We start from the raw sequence: 18,387 nt of genomic DNA, 5'->3' as shown, positions 1-18,387 counted from the left end.
TGAGCGTTTACGAGGAGAGTTCGATTCTTAGCTTCGTAAACCACCATTACTTCAAACGGCTGTTTTATTTCTCATTCTAATTTTGATTCTTCATTTTCAAGGTTATGTCACCAATATTGTAACTATATATCGAAGCTGGTAAAAATGAAAATAATAAACCATCTATCTGCTTTATTCCGAGCTGGTCTATTGATGTTACTAAAGCCTTCTGAAAATTGTTACTCTTGCAAAAATGTATTAAACTTTTCAACTCTTTTGGTTTTTCAAAATATCTATTACTCCATTTGATCTCAACACCCCATTGCGGTTTATATTTTTTATCATCAACCAATACTAGATCTACTTCACCCTCATTTCTTCCTTCTTTCCATCGTGCGTAGGTTAGGTCTAGTTTTTCTCTGTGCATCCATTGTGATAGTACCGCTGTTTCCACCATATTGCCCATTTCATTATCCATTTCACTAATAGGTGAAAATAATGCCGTACGCAACGATGGATTAGTTAAATATACTTTGAAGCTAGTTATTCGTTTTAATCTTTTTGCTGTTATATCAACTTTGTTTAATACTTTTATTAGGAAGGCAGCTTCTAAATATTCCAGGTACTTTTTTAAAGTGTCTTTTTGTATACCACTTTCTTTACTCATTGTTTCATAAGAAAATTCATTACCCGTGTTGTAGGCTATATAAGTAAAAAATCGGTTCAACTCTTGTACATCTCTTATGCCATATAAACTTGGTAAATCTCTTAATAATACTTTATCTACGATATCGTTTTTAACATACCGTCCCATATCACTTTGTATCGTTTCACTTAAAACAACTTCAGGGTAACCACCAAAGTTTAAGTAATGTATAAACTCTTTATTTAAAGCCTTTATGTCGTGGGTGAGACAATATGGTAATTCATTTTCGCCGTAAGTTATTTTCCCATCGTACATTAAATGGTTTATCCCTTTTAAATGAATGTACTCTTGAAATGTAAGCGGAGGCAACATGAAATCTGTAAATCTACCTGCGCCACTTTCCGTACTGTGCCATTTTAATGCTGCTGCTGCCGAACCAGATACAATAAATTTCGTTTCAGGAAAGGAATCAACCAATACTTTTAGGTGGCGTTCCCAATCTTTCAGGTATTGTATTTCATCAAAAAATACATAACAATCTTTTAGATTGTCTTGATTGAGCGATTGTTTACAAAGGTTTAAGAGGTCTTCTAAACTTAAATGCACATAAATAGGGTTATCTATGCCTATAAAAAATATCTTTTGTGGATTTACTTTATCAGTCAGTAATTGTTGTATGCTATGAAATAGCATTACGGTTTTCCCAACACGTCTTGGCCCCATAAGAACTACAGCCCTTTTTACGTTTTTTTCAATTACAAAAGGATAAAATAAGCTAAAATATAATCGCTTAGCCATAGTCTCATATACTTCCGGTATTTCTTTTTTAACCCACCAAGGATTTTCATAGCGTAGGCGTTCTAGTATTTTTTCTGTTGGAATAAGACTATAATTAAGCATAAAATCTTTTATTTATACAAATATAGCAATAATAAGAAGATTTAAATCTATCTATTTATACTTTATTGTGCTTTTAAGCTTGATTTGATTTTTTGATCTGTTTATTTAGTAAAGCATATTTCTGGTAAATATGTTTACGTTAAAAGAGGGATGTAGTAATAAATTAAACACACAATTATCAACCAAATTATTTTAAAAAACAAAAACCTGCAAGGTTTAATTCTCGCAGGTTTATATTCTTGAGTTTTTATGGTTTTACAACTCTCTAACCCAAATGTTTCTAAAGCTAATCGCCGGACTTGGATCTCCATGATCTTGAAGCTTAATTGAAGCGGGACCGTGTTTTTTATAAACCGGAGCACCAATATATCTGGTTTCTCCTTTAAGTACAAAGTTGTTTTGTAAAAGTACCCCATTTAAAAATAGCGTAACGCTGGCTGGTTTACTTAACGTTCCGTCTTCATTAAAGCGAGGCGCATTCCAAATGATGTCGTAATACTGCCATTCGCCCGGCTGCTTATTTGCATTAGCCAATGGAATTGCTTGCTTATAAACACTACCTGTTTGGCCATTTACGTAAGTTTTGTTTTTATAGGCGTCCATAATCTGGATTTCATAACCATCATCACCACCACCCGTTGAAGCTAAAAACACACCACTATTTCCCCTTGCCTGTCCTTCGCCAGAAATATTGGTTGGAATTTTCCATTCCATGTGCAGTTGGTAATCCGTAAACTTTTTATTCGTTTCAATATTTCCAGTACCTTTTTTTACGGTAAAAAAGCCGTCGTCAATTGTCCATGCAGCAGGTTTCGTTGGATCTTTAACCGAGTGCCAAGCATCTAAATTTCTACCATCAAACAATATAATGGCGTCAGATGGAGCTTCTTGTGGCAACTTCCCAGGTGAAACAGTTTTCGGAACCGGTTCCCAAACTTCTGTAGTTTTAGGGTCGTTGGCAGGATCTACTTTTTTATCTTGCGCCATTGCATCAATTGCGAAAAATGCTGGAATAAATAATAATGCGTATTTGTTCATATTAAAGGATTAACTTTCTAAAGTTAACCAGTTTATTCAGAAAAGGAAATTTCGTATTTAAATTTTTACCCCAACTCGTCAACAATATAAGTTTCGCTAACCAAAACCTCATCAGGTGCAAGATCAAGCTTTTGCTGTTCGGCCAAATCTCGCATAGGACAATAACCCGTAATGCCTCTATACAATAACCCAGCACCAATTGTAGCACCAGTTAAAGCAATTACTGGATGAGAAAATATACTTGTTAAACCCTTATAAAGCAAATAAGTGCCGGCAGCGCCAGATAACCAACGCTCTGAGCGAGAAACATTTTGAAAAAGCTCAGGATACTTCCATGCTTCCTTTACATTATTAATTGTGGTATTTAAATCTTCATTTGTCATGATCGTAGAATTTATGTTCTCTTTTATAACAAGCGAATCGGGATTGGGTTTTAAAATAATATTTCAGCGAAGTATAGGGAGCCAACAGGCAATTTATAATCATTTTTTTTTTGTGGCAAGAACGTGTTCATACACAATAAAATAAACATTTGAAAAGCAATAGCAGCAACTCTTCTACTTGGTTCTGTCCCGCTCCCAAGCGCTATGAAAAGTAGCGGCTTTCCGTCCCATCTCTTAGGATTAAGATTGACGGTTTTTGCGTACCAGCTACCGAATCATTAAGCAAGCACCCATGGATGGCCCGTTTGAAACAGGACCCTTGTGCCTAAACACGACAGCAGCGGCAGCCCCGAATTTTTTCAATGAGGGCTACAGCGAATGGCGGGACTACCGAAATGGAAGTATTACTGAACGTTGTTTTCCAAAAAAAAATAGTGGAGCTTAAAATTAAGATATACAGTTAATAATATAAAAAAAGGATTGGAAATGAACGTTCGAAATACAACTTTAAAAAACACACAGGGAGACGAAGCCTTCTAACAATCGCTTTTCATTTGAAGAACCTGCCCACTGTAGCTCCAAGCGCTATGAAAGATAGCGGCTTTCGGGGCCATCTGTTTTGGATTGCAATTGTAGTGAATCAATTAAAATGTTCGATAGTTGAAAACCTTGGTAGATGCATCACCAAACAAATGATTAATTCGTTTGCCTATTGATAAGTTCATTCAGGAACAGAACGTCTTATCTCAATATGTCTCTTATATCCTCTTTACTTAAAGATTTAAAGAAACTCTCTTCCGTAGTGATTAAAGAGTTGGCTAAAGATTTCTTGCGGTTTTGTAGTGCTAGAATTTTTTCTTCAACAGTATCTTTCGAAATAAATTTGTAGATGAATACTTTTTTGTCCTGTCCAATTCTATGCGTACGATCAATAGCCTGTTGTTCTACCGCAGGGTTCCACCACGGATCGAGGATAAAAACGTAATCTGCCTGGGTAAGGTTTAATCCAACGCCACCCGCTTTTATAGAAATTAAAAAGACTTTCAACGCTGTGTTTTGTTGAAATTCGGCAACAATTTCACCGCGATTTTTTGTGGCTCCATCTAAATAAGCAAAAGGAATTTGCTCCTTTTCGAAATGCTTTTTAAAAATATCCAGATGCTTTACAAACTGAGAGAAAACCAAAACCTTATGTCCACCTTTAAGAACGTTGTCTAATGTATGAATTACGTTCTCGAACTTGCCCGAATCAGAATGATAATCGCCGTCAATCATTACAGGGTGATTGGCCAATTGCCTTAAGGCAGTTAAGCCTTGCAGAAGCTGTACTTGTTTTTGAGCAAAAGTTCCATCGTCCATGCTCTGCAATAAATCGTTGCGGTAAGCAGATTTTGTTTTTTCATAATACTGTGCTTGATCTTCACTCATATCACAATAAATAATCTGCTCGGTTTTTGGAGGAAGTTCTGCAGCTACCTGCTCTTTTGTTCTGCGTAAAACAAAAGGTTTTATAATAGATTGTAGTTTTCGTGCCTTTTCTTCATCCTTCTTTTTCTCAATGGCTTGCACGTATTCCTCATTGAAGAAAGCCTGAGTGCCTAATAATCCAGGGTTCAGAAAGGTCAATTGCGACCATAAATCGCCCACGGAATTTTCTACCGGAGTTCCGCTTAAAATCAGCTTATGTTTAGATTTTAAGCTTCTAACGGCCCTAAAAGATTTTGATGAAGCGTTTTTAATGTTCTGACTTTCGTCCAAAATGATGTAATTGAAATAGAAGTTTTTAAGCTCATCTGCATCAACTCTGGTTACGCCATAGGTAGTAATGATGATATCATAATTGGCAAAATTTGCCACATCCTTATTCCGGTTTGTGCCCGTGTGGGCCAGTATTTTAAGTTTTGGTGTAAATTTCTTCGCCTCGGTTAACCAGTTATAAATAAGCGAGGTTGGCATAATAATGAGCGATGTGGTTTGCGTACCCAAAAGCTGATGATCTTCTTTAACCTTCTGCAACATGGCTAGCGTTTGAATGGTTTTACCCAAACCCATATCATCGGCTAAGCAGCCTCCAAAATTATATTCGCGGAGAAAGCTGAACCAGTTATAACCTGCTTTTTGATAATCGCGTAGGCTGCCTTTAAAATGAACGGGCATTTGGGTATCAGCTATATTCTCAAAGTCGTTCAGCCGTTGTAGCTTCCGTTCGAGAGTGACATTTGCCAAGCTATCCTCAGCCAAATCGTTAATTAAACCGATGTGGTGTTTCTTTAACTTTAAGGTTTTGCCCGCTTCGGCCAAACTAAATAAACTGCCATATTGCGTAAACCATTTATCAGGGATAATAGCCACTTCGCCATCTGGCAATAAGAATTCTCTTTTCTTGTGTAAAATGTGTTGCTTCAGGGCAAGAAATGGAATTTGATATTTTCCAAACCAAACCACAGCATTGATATCAAACCAATCGTTCCCTTCCTTTACTTCCAGATCAATCTTATTTGCTCCAAAAACAAATTTTTTCTGTCCGGTGGCTTGCTCTATTTCAAAGCCACAGCTTTCTAAAATCTCGATATGTTCGTTAACCCAGTTTATGGCGGCATAACTCGGATTTTCATCTGCGACAATAACTTCCAAATTGCTAAATAAGGCGCTGGTTCTTTTGAGTCCAAGCGATAACAGCAGATTGAATTGTTTTTTCTCCCAATCAGCAGAACGTTTAATTCTATGGAAAATATAATTATCAGCCGTTTTTTCTAAACGTACGGTAACCTTATGTGCATTTTCTATAGGGAAGGTGTATTCACCATATCTAAAATAGAGCTGTATTTGAGATACGCCACCCTCTACAAATAAAACCTTGATAATGGGTGTGGCCTCAAATTGCTCGGTTCTAATTTCGAAACCTTCGGCATAAACGTGATGCTTTTCTATTAAAGGGGCTACAAATTTCTCGAAATAAGTGGCCTCAGTAGCTTTTGGTATTGCAATATAACGTTTGTTTAAAAAGGGCTGTAGTTTTTTGCCTTCAATATCCTGATCGAAAAAATATAAAACATCGTTTAGCAGTAACCAAGCGGGTTTATTGCTTACAATTTGCGCATCTTTAAACATAAATTCGATGCGCAGATTTTGGTACTTTATCGTTGGAAAATAGCGGGTTTCAGTATCGTTTCTACGGAAGTGAAATAAGATTGAGGCCGGTTCTGTAGCCAGTTCAATTTTACGCTCCACGGGCCAGCCGTCTTTATCCATAACGTAAAGCTCATTCTTAACTTTTAAAAGCTCCAGGGCTTCTGCCAGTTTCTTCTCGATTTTTGGCCTAACGGTTTCATAAAATTTATCGTCGAAAATTTTTGCGAAAAATTCGGTTGGGCGAATTAATTTTTTGTGATATTTTTTGATGATTGAATCTTGTTCAATATCATCTAGAATTTTAATGAGTTTAAAATCAATTTCAGATAAGCAGGCATTAAACTCTTCAGCCGTGTGGGTGAAAATTCGTTGGTAGGTAAAAGAAAAATCGCCCTGCGGATTTAACTGAACAATGTGTGGCTCAATAATATAGCCCAAGTACTCATGCTTGCACAAAGAGTACACAACTTTACAGGCTTTAGAGCTATCTACGCGTAACATTGAATGGTTTAAAATTTTTTAGAAGCTAGACGCTTAAAAAACTTTAAACTTACAATAATTTAAGTTCACATCAAAAATTCTAGTCGAAATGGGAATAAAATTTTGACAACCGTAGTTTATCAAATGAAGAACTTGAACGATGAAAAACCCCATCTTTTACGCATACTTAAAACAAGAGATAAAAATTCATCCTCCAAAAAAAAGCATTCTGAAAACCAGAATGCCTTTATGTGTTTAATTAAATTTTATTTCCAACCACCACCTAGGGCACGGTATAAATTCACTACAGATTGTAACTTCTGTAATCTGTCATTGATTCCATTTAACTGTGCAGTTAGTAAGCTCTGTTCTGAGGTTAAAACATCCGTGTAGTTTGTTGCCGAACTGTATCTTAATAATTCTTTTGTAAAATCAACCGCTTTCGTTAGGGAGGCAATCTGTTTGGCCCTGGTTTCTTCCTTTTCTGCCGCGGTTTGGTATGCGTATAAAGCATTCGATACTTCTTGTCCGCCAGTAAGCAATGCCTGCTGAAAGTTGTAAAATGCAATTTGCTGATTGGCTTGAGCTGTTGTTAAACGGGCCTTATTTGCACCTCTTGCAAAAATGGGTTGTGTTAAACCACCAACTAAATTGTAAAAAATAGAATTATCGAAAAAATTATTGAGTTGTAAACTGGTTAATCCACCAGAAGCCGTTAGGGTTAGCGCAGGGTAGAAGTATGTTTTGGCTACGTTGGTGTTTTCAAAGGCCGATCTAAATCCAAACTCAGCTGCAATAACATCAGGTCGATTTTGTAGAAGTTGTGCAGAAATACCGGTTTGCAAATTGGTATAGGGGCTCTGCTGATCTAGAGTTGTACGACTGATACTTCCTGGTGCTCTGGCTAAAACCACACTCAAAGCGTTTTCAGCTTCTTTTATGCTCCTTCTTAAATCGGGTAAGGTTACTTGTGCGGCGTATAGATTTGCCTCACTTTGCACCACTGCTGCCCCATTAACCACCGCACCTTCTTTTAAGGCTTTCATGGTTTCTACATCTTGCATTCTAATTTTAACGGTCTGCTCAGTTATGGCCAATTGTTTATCTAAAGCCAGTAATGTGTAATAACTATTAGCAATAGTGGCAATTAGCTGTGTTTGTACGGCACGTTTTGCAGCATCACTTTGTAGTAAAGTAGCGTAAGCTGCACGTTTGGCGCTGCTAAGTTTACCCCAAATGTCTGCTTCCCAAGCGGTGCTTAATTGTGCTCGGTAGGTTTGGGTTTCTAAATTGATGTTTATTCCAGCTGGAAAATTCTGGGCTGCAGCAGAAGCCTTATTGTCGGTAACCGATAAATCGCCCTGCAAGCTTGGCAGAAATGCCAGCCTACTTTGCTGTAAGGTTGCTTCAGAAATTTTGATGCGCTCAATGGCTTGTTTTAAATCTAGATTTTCATTGATGCCCTGCTGAATTAAAGATTGCAAAGTGGTATCAGAAAATAGGTTTTTCCAAGGCAAATCGGCCATGGTAACGGTATCAGTCGTATTTTGATCTCGGTACAAACCATCTTGCTTAGTTTGCGGGCGCTCGTATTTTTTGGTTACACAGGCGCTTAAAGTAAGTATGCTAAGTGCGATAAAAATGGAATGCTTAAAGCTAAATTTCATGTTTTGTGTTTAATTAATGTTTACTATTAGCTGTGGACAATTCATATTCTTCAGGGGTTTGTTCGTGGTCTATGCCATCGTTAAAAGGCGATTTATTACTCACCCTTTCTTGTAAACTTTGGAAGATGATAAACAAGGCCGGTATTACAAATACACCAAACAAAGTACCGATTAACATACCGCCTACAGCACCTGTACCAATTGATTTATTTCCAGATGCACCAACACCCGATGAAAGCATAAGTGGCAATAGCCCTAAAATAAAGGCAAATGAAGTCATCAGAATTGGGCGTAAACGTGCAGTTGCGCCATCAATTGCGGCATTAACAATGCTCATGCCTTTTTTTCTTCTATCCACCGCATATTCTACAATCAGAATGGCATTTTTGGCGAGTAAGCCCACAAGCATAATCAGGGTAATTTGAGTGTAAATGTTGTTGTCCACACCGAAGATTTTATCAAACACAAATACCCCAGCTAAACCTATTGGCAAAGAAATTAGAACGGCCAATGGTAGAATATAACTTTCGTATTGTGCGGCCAATAGGAAGTAAACGAAGATAATACACAGCAAGAAGATGAATACGGTTTGGCTACCGCCGCTAATTTCCTCTCTAGATAAACCTGAGAATTCATAACCGTAACCTGCGGGTAAACTTTGTGCTGCAACCTCCTGCACAGCTTTCAAGGCATCGCCAGAACTGTAACCTGCATTCGGATTACCTGTTATCGAAATCGAAGTAAATAAATTAAATCTTGATATGGCTTGCGGACCATAAACCTTGGTTAGCGTAATAAACTCAGAAACGGGCGCCATTTGGCCTGAACTGTTTCTAACAAAGATGCGGGTAAGCGTTTGCTCATTAGCACGATACTGTGCATCAGCTTGATACATTACCCTAAATTGCTTACCAAATTTATTAAAGTTTGATGCATAAACTCCACCATAGTAGCCTTGCATTACACTCAAAACATCAGCAACATTTAACCCTGCTTGTTTTACTTTAGCAACATTAACGTCGATTTGATATTGAGGGAAGTTAGGATTGAATGAGGTAGAAGCATATTGAATTTCAGGGCGTTTACTTAATGCCGCTAAAAATCCATTGCCAACCTCATTAAATTTCTTGATGTCGCCCCCAGTTTTGTCCTGTAATTGAAATTCGAAACCACCACTCGTACCAAAACCTTGAATGGTTGGTGGTGCAAAGAAAATAATTTTAGCGCCTTTAATGTTGGCCGTTTTAGCAAAAAGTTCGCCAATAATGGCTTTAACATCGCGTTTACGTTCATCCCATGGCGACAAACGAGAAATTACCATACCATAAGAACTGCCTGAACCACTAATCATACTTCGGCCAACAACTCTTAACGTGTTCTTAATCTCTGGTATTCCATGTGCAATACTGTCGATTTTTGCGATGATAATATTGGTTTCTTCTTGCGATGTACCGGCTGGTAATGAAATATCAGACATGATTGTACCCAAATCCTCATTCGGAACAAATCCTTTTGGTGTGGTATTCATCGTCCAAACTAGGAGCAGGGTAAAGAATGCAATGCCCAAGCCAACAATCCATTTTTTTCTGGATAGAAAGCCAACTGATTTTTTATATTTTCCAGTTACTGCATCGAAAGAGGTATTGAATGCTGCGTAGAAACGCTCCAAGAAATTTTTCTTTTTCTCGTGATCTTCCGTATGTGGCTTTAAAAATAAAGCACACAATGCCGGACTCAATGTTAATGCATTAATTGCCGATAAGATGATTGAGATTGCAAGTGTTAAACCGAATTGCTTATAAAAAACTCCAGATGATCCTTGTATGAAACTTACGGGAATAAACACCGCCGCCATAACTAATGTAATGGAAATAATGGCTCCACTGATGTCGTCCATCGCATCAACTGTCGCTTTCTTAGCATCGGTGTAGCCCTCGTCTAATTTTGCGTGTACAGCCTCTACCACCACAATCGCATCATCTACCACAATACCAATGGCCAGCACCAGTGCAAACAGGGTAAGTAAGTTGATGGTGAAGCCAAAAAGACTCAGAAAGAAAAATGTACCTATAATGGCAACCGGAACACTTATCGCTGGAATTAATGTAGAGCGGAAATCTTGTAAAAAGATAAACACCACCAAGAACACTAAAATAAATGCCTCAATCAAAGTATGAATTACTTTTTCAATAGAGGCATCAAGGAAATCGTTAACGTTTACCAAAGTAGAGTAATGCACCCCTTTTGGAAAAGATTTCTGCGCCTCATCTAAAGTTTTAATAGAGTTTTCAATTACTTCTTTTGCGTTTGAACCAGCCGTTTGGTTAATCGCGATACCCAAAGCTTGCTTGCCATTAAATTTAACGGAACTGGCATAACTTTGTGCTCCTAATTCTATACGGGCAATGTCTTTTAAACGGAGAATCTGTCCGTTGGAAGCCGTTTTGATGATGATATTACCAAATTGAGTTTCATCCTTTAGCCTACCTGTATATTTTAAGGTGTATTGAAAAGCTTGATTGCCCTGCTCTCCAAATTGACCGGGTGCTGCTTCAACGTTTTGATCGGCCAAAGCGGTGTTAACATCACTTGGAATGAGGCCATAAGTTGCCATCACATCGGGTTTTAACCAAATTCGCATGGTATAATCCAATGTTCCAAAGGCACTTGCATCACCCACACCGCTAATACGCTTAATTTGTGGAATGATGTTGATGTTTGCATAATTCTGTAAAAACTTCTGGTCGTAAGATGGATCATCGCTATACAAACCAAATATTAAAACGTTACTCGCTTGTCTTTTTGCGGTAATTACACCCGATTTTGTAACCTCAGCAGGCAATAAGCTCGTAGCCCTTGCAACCCTGTTCTGAACGTTTACCGCGGCTAAATCGGCATTTGTGCCCAATTTAAAGTTAACGGTAATGGTTGCTGTACCATCGTTACTTGCACTAGAAGTCATGTAAGTCATGTCTTCCACACCGTTTATTTGCTCCTCTAGCGGAACAACAACGCTGTTCATAACCACATCGGCATTGGCACCTTGGTAAGAAGTAGAAACCTGTACCGTTGGCGGCGCAATTTCTGGATATTGTGAAACCGGCAAGGTAGCCAAGCCTAAAATACCGAGAATTACGATAATGATGGATATAACCGTAGATAAAACCGGCCTTTCTATAAATTTCTTAAACATAATTAAATCTTGATTACACGAATTTGTGTGTTTGCTTTGATGAAATTCTTATTTCTTAATATCAGCATACACTGAATCGGCACTTTTTTCTTCCGGTTTAATTTTAACACCATCTTTTAGCGATTGGAAACCTTCCAACACAATCTTATCACCGGCTTTTAAACCTTTGGTTACTACATAAAATTTATCCTTTGCCAAATCCATAATCTGAATTTCGGTACTGATGATTTTAGCGGAATCGCCTAAAACGTAAACGAATTTCTTACCCTGTAAATCGATGGTTGATTTTTGAGGAACAAGGATTGCGTTTTCGATGTGTTGAGGAATTCTTACCGAAGCGCTAGCCCCCGATTTTAATAAAGAATTTGGGTTTGGAAAGGTCGCTCTCAAACTCGCCGAACCCGTTGCGGTATTAATTTGGCCATTTATAGATTCTATTTTTCCATCTTGTGCATATACAGTTCCATCTGCCAATACCAAACTAACAGGGGGAATGTTTTTCATCTGCTGAGCCAAGGTGTTTCCTTTATAAGTTTTAGAGAAATCCAGAAGTTGCTTTTCGTTGAGTGAAAAATACGCGTAAACCTTCGATGTATTTGAAACCGTTGTAAGCGGTTCTGTACTGGAACTGCTTACCAAACTACCATTTCTAAAAGGGATGCTTCCAACTACGCCATCAACAGGACTGGTTATTGAAGTATAACTCAAATTAACCTGAGCATTCGCCAAAGAAGCTCTTGCTTGCGCCAAGGCTGCTTTTCTACTTTGTAAGGTTAGTTGAGCGGCATCCAAATCGTACTTGCTGATGATGTCTTTTTCAACTAGGGGACGTGTTTTGTTTACTTGTAGCTGAGCCGCATTTACATCTGCCTCAGCACTGCTGATTGCCGCCCTTGCAGTTCTAACTTCTTGCTCATATTGTGGAGCCATGATGGTAAATAATAATTGCCCTTTTTTAACCACAGCACCTTCATCAACCAATATTTTTTGAATAAAGCCATCCACTTTTGGACGGATGTCGATGTTTTGTATGCCTTCTATCGTTGCAGGATAATCTGAATTTAATTCAGTTGATTGTGCATTAACAGTGAAAACCGGATAGGCTTGTGGACCAGCGGCGGCTGCAGCTGCTGCTTTTTTTGCATCGTCATTGCCTCCGCAAGAGGCTAAAAGCATACCGATGCTGATACTAAAAAAGAGAGTTGTTACTTTTCTCATGGACTAATTCTGTGTGTTTAAATTTAATTATGGGTAAAAAGCGTAATCATTTCTGATTTTTGATTTTCGCTTCAACTGTCCAAAAATAGAGCCTAAAAAAAAATAAGAGTGTCCAATTTCTGTCATTTAATCAATCGATTGATTTATTTTTGGGTTAAATACTGTCAAACATGCTGTGTAATAAGCTTTTAACAGTGTTTTTGTTAGAAAAAATACTATGTAAATTAATTGAGACAGTTGTTAAATGATGTTAAGAAGGCACAATTGGCTTGTTCCAATTTAGATAAATGTTGCAAAAAGCTTCAATTTAGTGTGGTGCTTAGTGTTCAAAATACACAATTAAATTGCGTATTAATACGCTTATACTTCAACGTTTTTTCTTGCATAAAAATGATTGATTTGAGCGATTTTCTACTTTTCTTTGCGCTGTAAATATTCCTATTACTATGATTAATTATCTCGCAATATTCGAACAAGAAGGAATGGACTATTCTACCTATCGCCAGTTGGTTGATAAGCTTTTGGCAGAAGGGCAAACCACGGGGCCAGACCATTCTGAAGCTATGCTGCATTATAGTAAAATGAATGTTAAACGCATGAGTCGGGTAGATAAAACAGCACGTTTAAACGCCGACTTCTCCGCAACATTAGCTGGTTTGAAAGGTAGATATAAGTTACTCGTAATAACGGAAGGGTGGTGTGGAGATGCTGCACAAATTATTCCCATTTTTAATAAAATTGCGGTGTCAGAACCCAAAAAGTTTGAGTTAAAGTTTGTACTTCGCGATCAGAATATTCCGTTAATTGATGCCCATTTAACCAATGGGGGTAGAGCAATTCCTGTATTGATTGTGCTTGATGTGAAGGGCGAAAAGGTATTGGCCAGTTGGGCGCCCCGACCTCAAATTTTACAAGCTTTGTTGCAAGAATGGAAAAAAGAAACTACCGATATGTTTGCGGTTGCAGAAAAACTACATGGCTGGTATGCCAAAGATAAAACGCAAGCTACACAAGCCGAATTAAATGTGCTGTTTAGTGGATTAGAAGGAAACGAAGATTAACGTTAATCAACCGTAACGGTTAATCCTTCTTGCTGCAATATTTTACGGTAAACCTCCATTTCGGTAAAAGATCCTTCAAGTACAGGACATTTCCCGTCATTATGCACTTTCCAGGCAATTTTTTCTGCTTGAGATTCGTTATAATCTAAATACTTCATCATGCAGTAAATTACATGATCGAAAGTATTGATATCATCATTCCACAAAATAAGGCGATGTACGGTTTTTAGGGAAGTTAAAATTTCTTCGAGCGTAAAGGTCTCTTCTTTGGTTTCTGTTGACATGCCGCAAAAATAAACATTAGTATCAAGTATTTTGTATTGCCCCTCAAGATTTTGTTTGTAAGGGAATAATAATAGCTTAGCCAATAAATGATTAACTTCGTGTAACCAATTATAAATCGTAAGAATGCATCAATCTAAAATTGCCGGAATTGGATATTACGTTCCGAAAAATGTATATACTAACCAAGATTTAAGTCGTTTTATGGAAACCAGCGATGAGTGGATCCAAGAACGCACTGGAATTCAAGAACGTCGGTTTGCCGATCGTTATGAAGAAACCACAACTACTATGGGCATCGAGGCCGCAAAAATTGCCATAGAAAGAGCTGGAATTACGGTAAAAGATGTGGATTTTATTGTTTTTGCCACTTTAAGTCCAGATTATTACTTTCCAGGATGTGGGGTGTTATTGCAACGCGAAATGGGCATGGGCGAGATTGGCGCCCTGGATATTCGTAACCAATGCTCTGGTTTTGTATATGCACTTTCGGTTGCCGATCAATTTGTAAAAACAGGGATGTACAAAAATGTTTTGGTAGTGGGTAGCGAAAAACATTCTTTCGCAATGGATTTTGCAACCCGAAGCAGAAACGTATCGGTAATTTTTGGCGATGGCGCAGGTGCAGTAGTCCTTCAACCAACCAACGAGCCTGGAAAGGGAATTTTAAGTACCCACCTACACAGTGATGGTGCAGATGCAGAAATTTTGGCCATGTATTACCCGGGTTCTCATGCCAATAAATGGATGAAAGATAAACCCGCTTTTCCCGACCAAGAATTGGGTGGATTATTTATGTCCAAAGAAATTGCAGAAAGTACCGCCATTTTACCCTACATGGATGGGCCCTCTGTTTTTAAGAAGGCAGTGGTTAAGTTCCCCGAAGTAATTAAGGAAGCGCTTGCCGCCAATCATTTAACAGAAAAGGATATTGATTTGCTCGTGCCCCACCAAGCCAATTTGCGCATAAGCCAATACGTACAGCAGCTTTTGGGCTTAAATGACGATCAGGTTTTCAATAATATTCAAAAGTATGGCAACACTACGGCTGCATCAGTGCCTATCGCACTTTGCGAAGCATGGGAAGCCGGAAAGATTAAAGATGGCGATTTAGTGTGTTTAGCCGCATTTGGATCTGGATTTACGTGGGGAAGCGCGCTAATTAGATGGTAAATAAAATTTATTAAAAATATATTGCAACATAACTGAAAATCAGTAATTTAATCCTTAGTTTTATTTCTGTTACAAAGGATTATATGGCAATAGAGATTTACTCAGGCAATTTTGGAACAAAAGAAATAAATCACCTCCTTAAACGTACTCTATTTGGCGCAAAAAGAAGTGATATCAGTAGTCTTATCGGGCAGTCTGTAACTCAGGCTGTCGATTTACTGCTTAAAGATCTTCCGCTCCCAAACCCACCAATTAATAACTACAACGATACTGGCTATACCGATGCGAATGTGCCTGCGGGCCAAACTTGGGTGAATGCGGTTTATACAGATGGCACAGCAAACAGTCGTCGGGTAACTTCGTTTAAAGCTTGGTGGGTGGGGCAAATGTTGGCTCAACCCATTTCCATTACCGAGAAAATGACGCTTTTTTGGCACAATCATTTTTCTATTGAAGCTGATACGGTTGATGATGCCCGATACATTTATAAGCACAATAATTTACTCAGGAGTTTCGCCTTAGGCAACTTTAAAACATTAGTTAAGCAGGTAACGATAGATCCTGCTATGCTAAAATATCTAAATGGATATGCAAGTACCAAATCTGCCCCCGACGAAAATTATGGGAGAGAGTTGCAAGAACTTTTTACTATGGGCAAGGGCTCCGATTCTAAATATACAGAAGCTGATGTAAAAGCTGCGGCAAGATTGTTGACCGGGTATAAAATTGATTCTATTGCAATTACGTCGGTGTTCGATCCCACGAGACATGATGTTGCCGATAAACAATTTTCAGCTTTCTACAGCAATAAATTAATTAAAGGCAGAACAGGCGTAGATGGAGCTAAAGAGCTTGATGATTTGCTGGATATGCTCTTTGCACAAGCAGAGTTGAGTAAATACATCTGTAGAAGACTTTACCGATTTTTTGTTTATTATGATATTACAGCCGATATTGAAGCAAACATCATCAGTCCATTAGCCGATATTTTTAGAAGCAATAACTATGAAATAAAGCCTGTACTTAAAGCTTTACTCACCAGCAGTCATTTCTTTTTAGCACAGAATAGGTCGTGTAACATTAAAGCCCCAATAGATTTTGTAGTGGGCTTGGCGAAAGAGTTTGAGATTGTTTTCCCCGATGCTGCGGATTATGTAAATGCCTATTACATGTGGGATTATTTGCGAAGCACCGCTTCCAATCTGCAACAAAACCTAGCCGATCCGCCAAATGTTTCCGGTTGGCCAGCCTATTATCAAATCCCTCAATTTTACGAACTCTGGATCAACTCAGATACTTTACCTAAAAGAAACATTTTTACCGATCGATTTATCAGCACAGGTTATACGCGTAATGGTAAAAAGATTGTGATTGATGCCATTGCATACACATCTAAATTTAGTAAACCCGAAGATCCAAATATTTTGGTGGATGAAGCATTAACCCATTTATATACGATAGACGTAAGTCCAGAGGTAAGAGCCTTTTTAAAAAGCATTCTTTTGAGTAACCAAGTAACGGATAGTTATTGGACTACCGCTTGGCTCGATTACAAAGCCGCACCAACGACGATGAAAACAACAATTGTTTTAACGCGTTTACAGGAATTTTATAAGTACATCATGAACCTTGAAGAATATCAACTCTCATGAAAAGAAGGGATTTTATCACGAAAGCGATGCCGGCAGGCGTTTTAATTCCATCTTTGATAGGTGGCTTTTCGCTTAAAGCATTTGGGGCTTCAAGTTTACTTTCTGCCATTACCGCAGCCAACCAAGAAACCGACCATGTTTTGGTTATCATCCAATTAAATGGCGGCAATGATGGATTAAACATGATTCTGCCTTTAGATCAATACGATAATTTAACCATTGCTCGGCCAAATATCATCCTTCCGAAAAATAAAATCATAAAACTTACCGGTTTCAACACCGGGATTCACCCCGCCATGTCTGGCTTAGCGGGCTTGTATGATGATGGAAAGGTTCAAGTTATTCAATCCGTGGGCTATCCTCAACCAAATTTCAGCCATTTCAGGGCGACAGACATTTGGCTTTCGGCATCAGAATCAGATCAAGTGGTTAATAGTGGTTGGGCAGGTAGGTACTTAGCACAAGAATATACAAACTTTCCAATCGGGTATCCAAATGCGGTAATGCCCGATCCATTGGCCATTCAAATCGGTTCTTTTATTTCGCCAGCCTTTCAAGGCCCATCGGTAAATATGGGTATGGCCATATCCGATCCTGTTAATTTTTATAATCTAATCAACGGAATTCAATCTCCGGCACCCAATACGAACGCGGGGAAAGAATTAACCTACGTAAGGCAGGTAGCACAACAAACGCAACAATATTCTTCGGTAATTAAAACAGCTGCTGGAAAAATAACCAAACAGGGCACCTATCCCAGCAACAACTCCTTAGCAGATCAGCTAAAGGTTGTCGCTAGATTGGTTGCAGGTGGCTTAAAAACCAGATTGTATATGGTTAATATTGGTTCTTTTGATACCCATGCTTCGCAAGTGAATACTGGGTCGACAGAAACAGGAACACATGCCGTATTATTGCAAAAGGTAAGCGATGCAATTAAAGCCTTTATGGATGATTTAAAAACTTTGGGCGCTTCAAAACGGGTGGCCGGAATGACCTTCTCAGAATTTGGGAGAAGAATAAAATCCAATGCCAGCAACGGAACCGATCATGGCGCTGCTGCCCCACTTATTGTTTTTGGTGATGCCATTCAAGGAGGGGTATTAGGGAAAAACCCCACCATTAGCGCAACAACTTCGGTTAACGATAACATCCCAATGCAGTACGATTTTAGATCGGTGTATGCTACGCTACTTGAAAAATGGTTCTGTGTAGATAAGGCAACCCTATCGAGTGTGATGCTTAAAGATTTTCAATCTTTACCCATTATTCAAGCAAGCACAAACTGCATGTCAACAAGTTTGGCCCAAGCCAACCATTTAAGCGGCGAATCTTTAATTACGAATTATCCAAATCCTTTTACAACCACCACCACAATTAAATATGCATCAAAAGGTGGTCATGTTTTAATTCAGGTTTTTAACACCATGGGCAGATTAATGGCAACCGTTGTTGATGCCGTAAAAGCCGAAGGAAATTACAGCATCAATTTCGAAAACCAAAATTATGGGCCTGGGGTATATTATGCCCGCCTTCAAAATGAAGAACTACAGCAAGTTAGAAACATGCTTATTGTATCTTAA

12 protein-coding genes are annotated in these 18,387 nt (G+C 38.4%); 4 read left to right on the top strand and 8 right to left on the bottom strand.

The genetic code is table 11. From position 1 onward, the window contains the following. Positions 1-76: 76 nt before the first annotated feature. From DHW03_RS14565 to DHW03_RS14535, 7 genes are all read right to left on the bottom strand, one after another. Complete coding sequence (locus tag DHW03_RS14565; RefSeq protein ID WP_109926547.1) at positions 77-1,525, bottom strand: ATP-binding protein; 1,449 nt, start codon at positions 1,523-1,525, stop codon at positions 77-79. Between the two features lie 255 nt (positions 1,526-1,780). Next, a complete protein-coding gene (locus DHW03_RS14560; RefSeq protein ID WP_109926546.1) occupies positions 1,781-2,563 on the bottom strand; it encodes a 3-keto-disaccharide hydrolase in 783 nt (260 codons plus the stop codon). Between the two features lie 65 nt (positions 2,564-2,628). Further along, positions 2,629-2,946, bottom strand: a complete 318-nt coding sequence (locus DHW03_RS14555; RefSeq protein WP_109926545.1) for a YgaP family membrane protein — start codon at positions 2,944-2,946, stop codon at positions 2,629-2,631. A gap of 741 nt (positions 2,947-3,687) precedes the next feature. Next, positions 3,688-6,579, bottom strand: a complete 2,892-nt coding sequence (locus DHW03_RS14550; protein WP_109926544.1) for a DEAD/DEAH box helicase — start codon at positions 6,577-6,579, stop codon at positions 3,688-3,690. Between the two features lie 245 nt (positions 6,580-6,824). Then, complete coding sequence (locus DHW03_RS14545; RefSeq protein WP_109926543.1) at positions 6,825-8,225, bottom strand: efflux transporter outer membrane subunit; 1,401 nt, start codon at positions 8,223-8,225, stop codon at positions 6,825-6,827. Between the two features lie 13 nt (positions 8,226-8,238). Beyond that, on the bottom strand, positions 8,239-11,418 hold the full coding sequence (locus tag DHW03_RS14540; protein WP_109926542.1) for an efflux RND transporter permease subunit: 3,180 nt from the start codon (positions 11,416-11,418) through the stop codon (positions 8,239-8,241). Between the two features lie 48 nt (positions 11,419-11,466). Next, positions 11,467-12,636: an efflux RND transporter periplasmic adaptor subunit gene (locus DHW03_RS14535; RefSeq protein WP_109926541.1), complete on the bottom strand. Its 1,170-nt coding sequence runs from the start codon at positions 12,634-12,636 to the stop codon at positions 11,467-11,469. 446 nt (positions 12,637-13,082) lie between these two features. Between DHW03_RS14535 and DHW03_RS14530 the strand changes: the two genes are divergently transcribed. Beyond that, a complete protein-coding gene (locus DHW03_RS14530) occupies positions 13,083-13,697 on the top strand; it encodes a thioredoxin family protein (RefSeq protein WP_109926540.1) in 615 nt (204 codons plus the stop codon). Between the two features lie 2 nt (positions 13,698-13,699). On the opposite strand, the gene DHW03_RS14525 is transcribed toward DHW03_RS14530, so the two are convergent. Beyond that, positions 13,700-13,981 (bottom strand): ATP-dependent Clp protease adaptor ClpS, encoded by a 282-nt coding sequence (locus DHW03_RS14525; protein ID WP_109926539.1) that lies wholly within the window; start codon positions 13,979-13,981, stop codon positions 13,700-13,702. 124 nt (positions 13,982-14,105) lie between these two features. Between DHW03_RS14525 and DHW03_RS14520 the strand changes: the two genes are divergently transcribed. From DHW03_RS14520 to DHW03_RS14510, 3 genes are all read left to right on the top strand, one after another. Further along, positions 14,106-15,152: a 3-oxoacyl-ACP synthase III family protein gene (locus tag DHW03_RS14520; RefSeq protein WP_109926538.1), complete on the top strand. Its 1,047-nt coding sequence runs from the start codon at positions 14,106-14,108 to the stop codon at positions 15,150-15,152. A gap of 83 nt (positions 15,153-15,235) precedes the next feature. After that, entirely contained in the window at positions 15,236-16,804 is a 1,569-nt protein-coding gene (locus DHW03_RS14515; protein ID WP_109926537.1) for a DUF1800 domain-containing protein, read from the top strand. Next, positions 16,801-18,387, top strand: a complete 1,587-nt coding sequence (locus DHW03_RS14510) for a DUF1501 domain-containing protein (RefSeq protein ID WP_109926536.1) — start codon at positions 16,801-16,803, stop codon at positions 18,385-18,387. Before DHW03_RS14515 ends, DHW03_RS14510 begins: the two co-directional genes overlap by 4 nt.

This window comes from Pedobacter yonginensis (genome assembly GCF_003173595.1).
GTDB lineage: Bacteria > Bacteroidota > Bacteroidia > Sphingobacteriales > Sphingobacteriaceae > Pedobacter > Pedobacter yonginense.
Note: the sequence above shows the minus strand (reverse complement) of the source record. Positions and strands in the feature narration are given on the sequence as shown.

What these genes read in the sequence shown, in the direction of transcription:
- DHW03_RS14565 (WP_109926547.1), bottom strand. Translation starts at nt 1,525, where the DNA reads ATGCTTAATTATAGTCTTATTCCAACAGAAAAAATACTAGAACGCCTA.
- DHW03_RS14560 (WP_109926546.1), bottom strand. Translation starts at nt 2,563, where the DNA reads ATGAACAAATACGCATTATTATTTATTCCAGCATTTTTCGCAATTGAT.
- DHW03_RS14555 (WP_109926545.1), bottom strand. Translation starts at nt 2,946, where the DNA reads ATGACAAATGAAGATTTAAATACCACAATTAATAATGTAAAGGAAGCA.
- DHW03_RS14550 (WP_109926544.1), bottom strand. Translation starts at nt 6,579, where the DNA reads ATGTTACGCGTAGATAGCTCTAAAGCCTGTAAAGTTGTGTACTCTTTG.
- DHW03_RS14545 (WP_109926543.1), bottom strand. Translation starts at nt 8,225, where the DNA reads ATGAAATTTAGCTTTAAGCATTCCATTTTTATCGCACTTAGCATACTT.
- DHW03_RS14540 (WP_109926542.1), bottom strand. Translation starts at nt 11,418, where the DNA reads ATGTTTAAGAAATTTATAGAAAGGCCGGTTTTATCTACGGTTATATCC.
- DHW03_RS14535 (WP_109926541.1), bottom strand. Translation starts at nt 12,636, where the DNA reads ATGAGAAAAGTAACAACTCTCTTTTTTAGTATCAGCATCGGTATGCTT.
- DHW03_RS14530 (WP_109926540.1), top strand. Translation starts at nt 13,083, where the DNA reads ATGATTAATTATCTCGCAATATTCGAACAAGAAGGAATGGACTATTCT.
- DHW03_RS14525 (WP_109926539.1), bottom strand. Translation starts at nt 13,981, where the DNA reads ATGTCAACAGAAACCAAAGAAGAGACCTTTACGCTCGAAGAAATTTTA.
- DHW03_RS14520 (WP_109926538.1), top strand. Translation starts at nt 14,106, where the DNA reads ATGCATCAATCTAAAATTGCCGGAATTGGATATTACGTTCCGAAAAAT.
- DHW03_RS14515 (WP_109926537.1), top strand. Translation starts at nt 15,236, where the DNA reads ATGGCAATAGAGATTTACTCAGGCAATTTTGGAACAAAAGAAATAAAT.
- DHW03_RS14510 (WP_109926536.1), top strand. Translation starts at nt 16,801, where the DNA reads ATGAAAAGAAGGGATTTTATCACGAAAGCGATGCCGGCAGGCGTTTTA.